The organism is Helicobacter sp. T3_23-1059 (genome assembly GCF_053654515.1).
Genome location: NZ_JBSIUV010000003.1, coordinates 99,934 through 109,959, shown reverse-complemented (window position 1 = coordinate 109,959; position 10,026 = coordinate 99,934). Strand labels below are relative to the sequence as shown.

Below are 10,026 nucleotides of genomic sequence, written 5' to 3'. Positions count from 1 at the left end.
AAATATTTTTTCATTTTTCGCTTGCAGGGGTAGTTTGCGCTTATAAGGCTAGCACGACACTGCGCACAAAATCTTTGTCATTTTTAAGCGTAAGGACAAAGATTTAAGCGATTTAAAAGCTAACCACATAGCGCAAACTAATGCTATATGGATTATGCAGATTGTCTTTGCGAAATTCTCGCTCTGTGTTATAGCCTTCTTGCGCATTTGTGGCACTTTTGTTTAGTATCGTTGTAGCGACAAATGGCACTCGTGCCACTAGCTCTATGCCGTGATATTTAGCGATATTTGCCCTTAGTCCCACATTTAGCGCGACATCAAACCCTGTTTTATTTAGCTTCCAGCCATATCCATCGCTATCGATAAATTTTTGATAATCATCTATGCTTTTTCCTAGCCAAGTGTTTGCGCCAAGCCCAAGCCCTACAAACCCACCAAAATCAATCTTTTCTAGCGATATAAAATTCCCCAAAAAATCCACATTCACACCATAATTTAGCATTGTCGCGCTTACTTTTTTCCATTGATTTGCTACATTTTCTTTAGTAGTCAAAGAGGGGTGCATAGCAGAGATATTTGCATAAGCCCTTAAGCCAAGTTTTGGCGTGAAAAAATGTTTATAACCAACGATAAATCCGTATTTTACGCCTCCGCCGTCATATTTGGTAGTCCAACTGCTATTATATGTTTGAGCTGTGCCTATGACCGTCTCACTATATGAGACATAATCTCGCACGCTAGCCCCACCATATCCTACTTCAGCTCCTATGATGACTCCGCTTTGCTCTGCTAACGCGCTTTGACTAGCCAGCGCGCTTGCCACGCTTGATGCTATGGCTATTTTTAAAATTTTTGACATATTCATTGTCATTTCTCCTTACTTAGATTTTTTTGTTTTTTTTTCAAATTTTCAAAAAAACAAGTGCGTATTTTACCCCCCCCCCTTTTTAAATTTTGCTTAAAAGCAAAAAAAAAAATTTTAAATTTTTAAAAAAATCTTGTTTTGTAAGAAATTATGAGAGGTTTTATGAATGTTTGAAAATGTAAAAAAAAGGGGGGAAGGTTTTGCAAGAAAGATTTTGTAAAAAAGATTTTATAAGAATGTTTTTTGGCATTATGAATGGCTAGAATCTAAGATATTTTAGATTCTATTGTGTGGTTTTTGTTGTTATTACAGGGAAGTTATTGCAAGTAAAGTGGTTGTTTAAGTAAGGCATTTACGCAAAACAAAAGCAAAGCAAAGAAAAGAAAAGTAATTATGCAAAATCAGAGCATTTTACCCAAAGCAAGGCGGTTACTCAAAATCAAAACATTTACGCAAAGTGCTTAGCTATTTCGCAAATCCACATATTCACGCGGGATAAAAAACTCCTCCGCATTTATCGCTTTGTCGTATCTGCCGTGTTTGTAGCCAAGCGCAAAAAGCACATTTAGTGCTAAAATCTGCTTTTTGCTTAATGAGATAGATTCTGCATTTGCGTAAAGATTTAGATAGGTGTCTAGTTTGTCGGCATTTACGCGGATAAGATTGCGTCCTAAAAGCATAGAGCAAAGCAAGGGTTTATTATTTGTGGCGATTTGCACGGCTTTTGTGAGGATAGATTCTACCTCTATGGCACGATTTAGCGGGAGGGAGCGGCGCAGAGCCATACCGCCTAGTGGCAGTGGCAGACATTCATTTTCGCTCAAATCCTTTTGCTCCCACAGCCCCTCTAAATCCTTTGCAAAGGACTCTTTTGCGATGTCGTTTGATAGATTGTGCCATATATCCCATATTTCACACTCCACTTCTAGCTCATCGCTAAAATCTAAAATCGATTCGTGGATTAGCACGCCTGCATCGACTTCGCCATTTAGCACAGCTGATTCTATCTCTAAAAAATTTTTATACACTACGCGGGCTTGCGGATAAGCTATGCCAAAAAGTAGCGCGTTTGTGGTGTATTTGCCACTTAGGGCGACTTTGAAATTATGCTTTAGTTGTTTGTCTTTGCGTCTTACTAGCTTTGGTCCATAGCCATTGCCAAAGCTAACCGCCGTGCGCAAAAGCGCGTAAGATTCTCTCACAAGCGGATATAGCCCAAAAGAAATCGCACTCACATCATAGATTTCATCGATTGTAGCGCGGTTTAGGCTTTCTATATCTAGCGCGATATTTTCGTATTTGACATTTGTATCCACCCACCCAAACTTTATCGCATAATACATAAAAATATCATCAGCATCGGGGCTATGAGCGATTTGTATCATTTTGCTTCCTTTTTGTAGATTTTGGTGTAGATTTTTTGCGTGGATTTTGGTATGGATTTTTGCGAGCGCACATTTTGCAAGCGCATAAAATTGTGGATTCTAGCATAAGTTTTTATACAAAATCTAAAAGCGATATGTTGTAGATTTTTTGCGCAAACTCATATTGTGTTTGTGCATTTTATTTATAAAATTTGGTTAGCATTACGGGCAAAAGTTTGAAAAAAATGATAAACACAATATGAGTTTGTTATTTTTTATGATACTTTTTGGCAAATGTTATGCTAAAAACCAATAAAAAAGGAGAATCCAAATGGCGACAAAATCTTTTCTTTTCACAAGCGAGTCCGTTACAGAGGGACACCCAGACAAAATGGCTGACCAAATCAGCGATGCGGTGTTAGACTATATCATAGGGCGCGATAAAAGTGCGCGTGTGGCGTGCGAAACGCTACTAAGCAATGGATTTTGCGTCATTGCAGGTGAGCTAAAGACGAGCATTTACGCACCTATGCAAGACATCGCGCGTGAAGTAGTGCAAGACATCGGCTACACAGACGCGCTATATGGCTTTGACTACAAGTCCTGTGCGGTGCTAAATGGCATAGGCGAGCAAAGCCCTGATATAAATCAAGGCGTGGATAGGGAAGATGGCGAAATCGGTGCTGGCGACCAAGGGCTTATGTTTGGCTATGCGTGTAGGGAGACGCCTAGCCTTATGCCACTGCCTATTTGGCTCTCACACCGCTTGACAGAAGGTTTGGCAGCAAAGCGCAAGGACGGCACTCTGCCGTTTCTCCGACCTGATGGCAAATCTCAAGTAACCGTGCGCTATGAAAATGGCGTGCCAAAAGCGATTGATACGATTGTGATTTCTACACAACATAGCCCTGAGACTGCGCAAAATCACTTAAAAGACGCCGTGATAGAGGAAATCGTCCAAAAAGTCCTGCCACGCGAATATCTAAGCGATAATATCCGCTACTTTGTCAATCCCACAGGCAAATTTGTCATCGGCGGACCGCAAGGCGATGCGGGGCTTACAGGACGCAAGATTATCGTGGATACTTATGGCGGGAGCTGTCCGCACGGAGGCGGTGCATTTAGCGGTAAAGACCCTAGCAAAGTCGATAGAAGCGCGGCGTATGCGGCTCGCTATGTGGCAAAAAATCTCGTGGCAAGTGGTGTATGCGACAAAGCGGTGGTGCAACTCGCTTATGCTATCGGCGTGGTAGAGCCTGTATCGATTTTGGTAGATACGCAAGGCACGGGTAAAGTGGAAGATTCTGTGCTGACTGAATGCGTGAAAAACACCTTTCGCCTCACACCAAAAGGCATAATTGAATCGCTTGACTTGCTTCGCCCAATCTATCGCAAAACCGCAGCGTATGGACACTTTGGACGCGAACTAAGTGAATTTAGCTGGGAAAAAACCGACAAAATCGAAGCAATAAGGGATTTTTGTAAGATTAAATAATATTTATTAGCTTAATTTAGCCGTTTAAAATGGCATTTAAAAAGGGTAGGTTGCATTTTGTTGCATTTTGTTGAGTTTTGTCAAATTTTATTGCATTTTAATGTAGGGGTGGCATTTGTTTGATTTGCATTTATCCACTTTTTGATTTGTTGTGATTGTTTTTTTTGTATAATGCGTGGTTTTTGTTTTTGATTAAAATTTATCCTAAGATTTTGCAAAATTTTAGGATAAAAATTTTGGGCAACATTTATTTAAAAAAATGATAAGGAATAGACAATGACAAAAAGGCAGGAATGGCAAGAAATATTTAGGATTCCAAAATGGGTACAAATTTCTTTGGTAGTGTTTAGTGCTTTGGCGATTGTGCTTTTGGCAAGTCGTGGGCGCAGATGAGAGACAATCTAGCAAAGGGCAAAAACGCGACTACTTACATAAAAGAGTGGGAAATCCACAAAGAATTGCGCTCAAAACTTGCTTGCCCGATAAAAAACTACGCTCCGCCAAGTCATTGGAGCAGGAAACAAATGCGAAGCTGTGGCACAATCTCTCTTTATGCCATAGAAGCCGCAGGGCTAGCATTGCAAAGCGCAGGATTAGCCCAAAATGGCGAAATAAACCAAGAATGCCAAAACGGCTCTATGGGCGTAGCAAGTGGCTCTAGCACGGGTAGCACAGATTCTACACTTCAGCTAGCAAAAATGTTTTTAGGATTGCCTCATAATTGCAATGCCAATACTTACATAAAATGTATGCCCCACACTACCGCTGCAAATATCGCTATTTTTTATGGGCTAAATGGGCGCGTTATCCCCACTTCGTGTGCGTGTGCTAGCGGGAGTGTCGCCATAGGGCAGGCGTATGAGGCGATAAAATTTGGGCTTATAGATTCTATGATAGCAGGGGAGCTGAAGAGCTATGCCCTAGTCAAGCCTACACTTTTGATTTTCTCTACGCGACAAGTCAAAAAAACGATATGCCTAAGCTAACCCCCGCACCTTTTGATAGTGCGAGAGATGGGCTAGTCATAGGAGAGGGGGCGGGATATGTCGTGCTAGAGAGTGAATCTAGCTTACAAAAACGAGGAGGAGTGCCTATCGCTGAAGTGGTGGGATTTGGCAGCAATTGTGATGGGGCGCATAGCACCCACCCACAAAGTGAAACGATGAAGCAAGCAATGCTAATGTCCCTAAAAGATGCGAGGCTAAGCCCTAACCAAATAGGCTATGTAAATGCCCACGCTACCGCTACGCAATGGGGAGATATAGCCGAAGCAAAAGCGACAAATGAAGTCTTTGGGGAATCTATCCCCATTAGCTCGCTAAAAAGCTATCTAGGGCATACGCTTGGGGCGTGCGGTAGCATAGAGAGTATCGCTAGTATAGAGATGATGAGGGATAATCTTTTTTATCCTACGATAAATTTGAAAGAGGTGGATAAATCTTGCGCTTCTTTGGGGTATTTGCGCGAACCAAAATCAATAAACACAGATTTTGTGATGAATAATAATTTTGCATTTGGCGGGATAAATACTTCGCTGATTTTTAAAAGAGTGTGAGAAAATCTCAAAAAACGCAAGACGAGATAAAAATAGATGAACGCAGGGATTTTGATATAGATTTTGGGCACAAAGAGAGTGTGAGGCAAAATAGATAGAGAAGCAGGCAAAAACCATTGTTTTTTTACTTCCATATACTCGTAAGGTAAGCCGTTAGATAAAGGATCATTATCGAGTCAAGCACTCTAAAAATGAGTTTAAAAAAGGCAAAAATCATATCAAAGGCATTCAAAGCTTGTGTAGTTATGATTAACATAGGCTTACTAAATTTAGTGGAATCAAAAAAGAGAATTTATTGCTTCACTTTACTTTTAAGTTTGAGTATGTTATAATCCCATGTTTCATCTTTGTGTTTTTGAAAAATTAAGGAGCTATTGATATTATTGATATTGTTGAAAACGCACGAGACAAAGTCAAAAAATATGCAAGGTGGATACCTATAAGCAAATATAGGCGTGATTTTAGGAACACAATATTAGAAGCTTTGGATAAATCCCAATATATAGCTTTGGGACAATATGCTAACCTTATAACGCCCCCCCCCCCCAATAATGATAGATAGCTAAAAAAGCAAATTTTCAAGCAAAATGTGCGTATAATCGAAATAGAAATCGCATCTTTTTGTAATCGTAAATGTTGGTTTTGTCCTAATTCTCTTATCGATAGGAAGTCTCAAAGCATAGAATTACCAGAGGCAACTTATCTAAAACTCATAAATAATCTAGCAGAAATTGATTATGATAAATTGTTTAATTTTCATCGCTTTAATGAGCCTTTGGCAAATAAAGATTTAATTTTAAAGCGCGTAAAACAGGCTAGAAGTGCACTGCCACGCGCAAAGCTTGGGATTTATACCAATGGCGATTATTTAGATAGAGCATATTTAGACGCGCTACGCGATGCAGGTGTTACACTCATAGTAATGTCTTATTATTTTGAGAAAAATAAACAATTTGATATTAAGAGCGTAGAGACAGCAATGGAGGCAAAAGCGCGTAAATTAGGGCTACAATACAAAATTACCCGCAATGATATAGCAAGATATGAATTAAAACTACTCTATAAAGGCATAGACATAATCTACCAATGCTGGAATCCAGACGCAGAGATGGTAAATCGCGCTGGGACATTGGAATCTAACAAAAAGAAACGAACATATCCTTGCTATGCGCCGTTGCACGAGATTTATATCGATTACAATGGACTTGTGATGCCCTGTTGTAATATGCGTAGCGATGAAAAATCTCATCAAAATTTTATACTTGGCGATGCAAATAAAAGTGATATATTTGACTTATTTATGAATGAACGCTTTATAAAAATGCGCAAAGATTTGATGAGCAATGTGCCTAAATACGCACCTTGTGAATATTGCACATAAACACATTTTAAAATAAAAGGATGGATTATGTTTAAAAAAGTAAATCATAGCAATGGTAGGCGCGAGATTTTCTTTTGTAATAAGAAAATTTTTGAGTATGTGAAAAGCACAAAATTTGCTAATTTTGTTGAGGGTAGATTCAATCAAACTATTTCAAAACAAGACTTAAATGTATTTTATGATGTAATGAGAAAAAATCATAGATTAGATTCTAATCAAAGTTTTTATGCGTTTAGATTCTTATTAAATCGAGCCCATATTGCCTATAAATACCACAAAATTTTCTATGATTTTTATTTGCGTTGCCAAAATGGCGAATCGCTAATTTTCATCGATGGCGGTTGCCATAATGGCGTTTTTAGCGATATTGCCCTTGCTTGTGGCGGAAGTGTCTATGCCTTTGAGCCAAATGTCTATCTTTGCGCGTTTTTGCGCAATCTCTACAAAGACAATCCGCGTTTTATTTTGAGTGAATCTGCGATTGCGACTAAAAATGCGAAAACAATTTTTTATACTTTGCTTGATGATATGGTAAGTCAAGGTGCAAGTATCGTGGAGTTTGGGACAAATTATTGCGAAGAGACACAAGAGAGTAGTGGCTATGAAGTGGAGATGATTGATTTTTGTGCGTTTGTGCGTGAGATTGTCGCAAAGCACGGCAAGATTCACTTTATAAAGCTAGATATTGAAGGCGCGGAATTTGAAGTGTTAGACGCCTTTATCGCGCAAGATTTGCATAAAAATGTCGAGTATATTATGGTAGAAACCCACGAGCGATTGTTTGACAATCCAAATGCGAAAATATCCGCATTAAAGGCACAAATCGCGGATAAAAATATCACAAATATTTATTTGGATTGGGAATAAAATTTCTAATTACATTTTAAATTAGCAAATGATTTTCTTTTGCTATTTGTATTTTTTTATCCTAATTTTTATCCCAAGAAATTTTACAAACACTCTTTTTTCAGTCCTTACGATACAAAAGCCAAATTTTTGAGCAAAAGTTTGCTCCATCAAAAACGCTTTTGCATATTGCAATCCAACGCGTAAGCCTCGATAATGATTTAACGATATGGCTTTGTTTGCATAGTCGTTGTGTTTGATTTGGCTTTTATAATGCGAAATTAACTCACGCTTTTTCTCTACAATATCACTAATATCTAAATACAAGTTTGGATTTGGCAATGGCGACCACACTTCATAGGCAATTATCTTTGTCTTTTGCCAAAATCTCAAAATCCGCTTTACACAAGACAAAATAGGGTGATGGTCTATTTACATCTCATAGCCATTTGGCACAAAAACATAGTCATATTGCTTTAAATTTAGAGTATCGATTTTGTCTAAATTTTTATGCACTTCCCTATCTTTTATCATCAAATTGCGATAGGTTTTGATTTTGGCAAAAGTCATCGTTTCTTGCAACTCTTTAAGCCTTGTCGCAATGATAGATTATTCACTATCATTTTTGCCCCCCCCCCTTGCCACCATCGGTCAAAACTACGACTTCAAAATTATTTGGATATTTTAGCAATAATCCACCACAGCCGATACTCTCATCATCTGCGTGTGGGGCTAAAACTAAGCATTTGTCATTTGGTTTTATTGTTATAAAGTCCATTTTTATTCCTTCTTTAAGATGATTTTCAAAATGTTTGCAAGTGTATTGTCTTGCTCTAAAAATTCTTTTTCGCTCATTGTGAGAAATTTTTGTGGAGTCCAAGAATTATGCAGTAAGATTATGCCTTTTGTCTCTTTCATCACTTCTAGCGAAAAATCATTTTCAAAATAAAAATGTTGATAATTTCTAATAATATATTGCGAATCTTTGAGATATTCATTTTCTGGCAAAGCATTGATTTTATCTCTATTGATTTTCACATATCCATTTTTTGTTTTCAAATATCTACTCAACAAGCTATTACCGATATAATCCCACTGCCCAAGCCTTTTTGCTATGCGGTGTTTTTTGCGATTTACTAAACGCCATAAAATTTTGTGAAATTTGGTTATTTTTAGCCTATGAATCTTTAATGCGATTTTAATATCTATAAGCCAAGATTTTAGTATGTAGTTCACCCCCCCCCCCCCCAATAGTTGCTTTGATAAATGCCAAATGAGAATCAATCATCACAACTTCTGTTTGAATCTCTAAAATCTTTCTTATATCATTTGAAGTAATAATAGTATCCGAATCTAGCCAAAGCCCACCATATCGGTGCAAAAGCGCACACCTTATCGCATCAGCCTGCATAGGCAAAGAAAAATCACTATACAAAATCTCATCAAAAAATCCCCTCCCAAGCCATCTATCAAGCGTAGAGTAATCTACAATGATTATTTCATATTCGGGCAAAAATTTGCGCCAAGTTTCTATGCAAAATTTGATATAAGGGGGCATATTTTGGGATGGTTCCCAAAAGGTAAAAATCCTTTTGTGTTGATTTTGCTGTGTGCTTACTGCGTCCAAATCTGTTCCTTATATATTTTCAGATAATAATTTTGACAAAGTATTATTTTGTCGCAAAATCTCATCTCTTGTGAAAGTGGCGTATTTTCTAGGCATCCACGAGTGATTTAAGATGATTAGTCCATTATTATTTGCTTTTGCGTAGTCGCTAAAATCATTTTTGATATAAAAATGATTAAATCCTTCGCTAGGATATTTTTCAAATTTTCTGCGATTGCATTGTCTATCCCACAAAATATCAGGGTGGGTTTTTGACTCTGCTATGCTTATGTTGTTTAGTAAATTTTTGTTTTTTGTTTTGAGTAGTTTTCTTAGAATCCTATTGCTAAGATACTCCCAATCAAGCATATTGCGCGTTTGGTAAGGAAAATATTTGAAATAAAAGTCAAATAAATGCTTATATTTAAAAAGATTAAATCTAATCCCACGAATCCATTTTTTTAGGATTTTGGCGTGTTGTTTGGCTTTTATGCAAGCTATCCTATACTCAAATATATTTAGCTCAGCTCTATCATCAAAAAGATTCTCTATATTTGGGCTTGTAGCGATAGTGGAAGCATCTAGCCAAATCCCGCCATATCTTTCAAGCACGGCGGCTCTAATGGCGTGAGATTGCTGAAAAATGGTAAATTTTTCAAACAAAATCTTGTCGTAAAAATCTTTGCCAATATACTCATCTAAATTTGAATAATCCAAAATGATAATCTCATAGTCTGGCAAGTGCTTTTTCCAGCTATCAATGCACATTTTGATATACTCAGGCATTTTGTTTTTGTCAGCCCAAAATGTGAAAATTGTTGGTTTCATTGTTTTCTCCTTGACACTAATATAACTAATCGAAATTTTAGCATTATTTGATTTATATTAGCTTAATGGCACAACAAAACGACACA

At 37.6% G+C, this 10,026-nt stretch carries 13 protein-coding genes and 1 pseudogene; 6 read left to right on the top strand and 8 right to left on the bottom strand.

Annotated elements, in window-relative coordinates; translation table 11 throughout:
* Window positions 1–112 precede the first annotated feature (112 nt).
* Window positions 113–865: an outer membrane beta-barrel protein gene (locus ACWIX0_RS01785; RefSeq protein ID WP_454171431.1), complete on the bottom strand. Its 753-nt coding sequence runs from the start codon at window positions 863–865 to the stop codon at window positions 113–115.
* Window positions 866–1,326: 461 nt separating this feature from the next.
* Window positions 1,327–2,250 carry a menaquinone biosynthesis family protein gene (locus tag ACWIX0_RS01780; RefSeq protein ID WP_454171429.1) on the bottom strand — a complete coding sequence of 308 codons (924 nt, stop codon included), beginning with the start codon at window positions 2,248–2,250 and terminating at the stop codon, window positions 1,327–1,329.
* A gap of 310 nt (window positions 2,251–2,560) precedes the next feature.
* Here ACWIX0_RS01780 and metK point away from each other — a divergent pair, with 310 nt between their 5' ends.
* The 6 genes and pseudogenes from metK (at window position 2,561) to ACWIX0_RS01750 (ending at window position 7,527) form a co-directional block, all read left to right on the top strand.
* Entirely contained in the window at window positions 2,561–3,724 is a 1,164-nt protein-coding gene (metK, locus tag ACWIX0_RS01775) for a methionine adenosyltransferase (RefSeq protein ID WP_454171427.1), read from the top strand.
* 389 nt (window positions 3,725–4,113) lie between these two features.
* The gene (locus ACWIX0_RS01770; protein ID WP_454171425.1) at window positions 4,114–4,710 is read left to right on the top strand and encodes a beta-ketoacyl synthase N-terminal-like domain-containing protein; all 597 of its coding nucleotides are present in this window, start codon (window positions 4,114–4,116) and stop codon (window positions 4,708–4,710) included.
* Window positions 4,698–5,279: a hypothetical protein gene (locus ACWIX0_RS01765; protein WP_454171423.1), complete on the top strand. Its 582-nt coding sequence runs from the start codon at window positions 4,698–4,700 to the stop codon at window positions 5,277–5,279. Before ACWIX0_RS01770 ends, ACWIX0_RS01765 begins: the two co-directional genes overlap by 13 nt.
* Before the next feature lie 160 nt (window positions 5,280–5,439).
* Window positions 5,440–5,529: pseudogene (locus tag ACWIX0_RS01760) on the top strand (IS1595 family transposase); the annotation flags it as partial.
* A gap of 339 nt (window positions 5,530–5,868) precedes the next feature.
* On the top strand, window positions 5,869–6,660 hold the full coding sequence (locus ACWIX0_RS01755) for a radical SAM/SPASM domain-containing protein (RefSeq protein ID WP_454171421.1): 792 nt from the start codon (window positions 5,869–5,871) through the stop codon (window positions 6,658–6,660).
* Window positions 6,661–6,687: 27 nt separating this feature from the next.
* On the top strand, window positions 6,688–7,527 hold the full coding sequence (locus tag ACWIX0_RS01750; RefSeq protein ID WP_454171419.1) for an FkbM family methyltransferase: 840 nt from the start codon (window positions 6,688–6,690) through the stop codon (window positions 7,525–7,527).
* 42 nt (window positions 7,528–7,569) lie between these two features.
* Here ACWIX0_RS01750 and ACWIX0_RS01745 read toward each other — a convergent pair whose 3' ends face one another.
* From ACWIX0_RS01745 to ACWIX0_RS01720, 6 genes are read right to left on the bottom strand one after another with little or no spacing between them, the layout of a single operon-like run.
* On the bottom strand, window positions 7,570–7,899 hold the full coding sequence (locus ACWIX0_RS01745) for a PIG-L deacetylase family protein (protein ID WP_454171418.1): 330 nt from the start codon (window positions 7,897–7,899) through the stop codon (window positions 7,570–7,572).
* A 39-nt stretch (window positions 7,900–7,938) separates the two neighbouring features.
* Complete coding sequence (locus ACWIX0_RS01740; protein WP_454171417.1) at window positions 7,939–8,088, bottom strand: hypothetical protein; 150 nt, start codon at window positions 8,086–8,088, stop codon at window positions 7,939–7,941.
* 37 nt (window positions 8,089–8,125) lie between these two features.
* Window positions 8,126–8,284, bottom strand: coding sequence for a PIG-L deacetylase family protein (locus ACWIX0_RS01735; RefSeq protein WP_454171415.1), 159 nt, complete (start codon window positions 8,282–8,284; stop codon window positions 8,126–8,128).
* Window positions 8,285–8,286: 2 nt separating this feature from the next.
* Window positions 8,287–8,742 (bottom strand): hypothetical protein, encoded by a 456-nt coding sequence (locus tag ACWIX0_RS01730; RefSeq protein ID WP_454171414.1) that lies wholly within the window; start codon window positions 8,740–8,742, stop codon window positions 8,287–8,289.
* On the bottom strand, window positions 8,705–9,133 hold the full coding sequence (locus tag ACWIX0_RS01725) for a capsular polysaccharide synthesis protein (protein ID WP_454171412.1): 429 nt from the start codon (window positions 9,131–9,133) through the stop codon (window positions 8,705–8,707). The genes ACWIX0_RS01730 and ACWIX0_RS01725 overlap by 38 nt, the downstream gene beginning before the upstream one ends.
* A gap of 9 nt (window positions 9,134–9,142) precedes the next feature.
* On the bottom strand, window positions 9,143–9,976 hold the full coding sequence (locus ACWIX0_RS01720) for a capsular polysaccharide synthesis protein (protein WP_454171439.1): 834 nt from the start codon (window positions 9,974–9,976) through the stop codon (window positions 9,143–9,145).
* Window positions 9,977–10,026: the final 50 nt, after the last annotated feature.

Coding starts and splice junctions, on each gene's coding strand:
- ACWIX0_RS01785 (WP_454171431.1), bottom strand. CDS start 865: ATGAATATGTCAAAAATTTTAAAAATAGCCATAGCATCAAGCGTGGCA.
- ACWIX0_RS01780 (WP_454171429.1), bottom strand. CDS start 2,250: ATGATACAAATCGCTCATAGCCCCGATGCTGATGATATTTTTATGTAT.
- metK (WP_454171427.1), top strand. CDS start 2,561: ATGGCGACAAAATCTTTTCTTTTCACAAGCGAGTCCGTTACAGAGGGA.
- ACWIX0_RS01770 (WP_454171425.1), top strand. CDS start 4,114: ATGAGAGACAATCTAGCAAAGGGCAAAAACGCGACTACTTACATAAAA.
- ACWIX0_RS01765 (WP_454171423.1), top strand. CDS start 4,698: ATGCCTAAGCTAACCCCCGCACCTTTTGATAGTGCGAGAGATGGGCTA.
- ACWIX0_RS01750 (WP_454171419.1), top strand. CDS start 6,688: ATGTTTAAAAAAGTAAATCATAGCAATGGTAGGCGCGAGATTTTCTTT.
- ACWIX0_RS01735 (WP_454171415.1), bottom strand. CDS start 8,284: ATGGACTTTATAACAATAAAACCAAATGACAAATGCTTAGTTTTAGCC.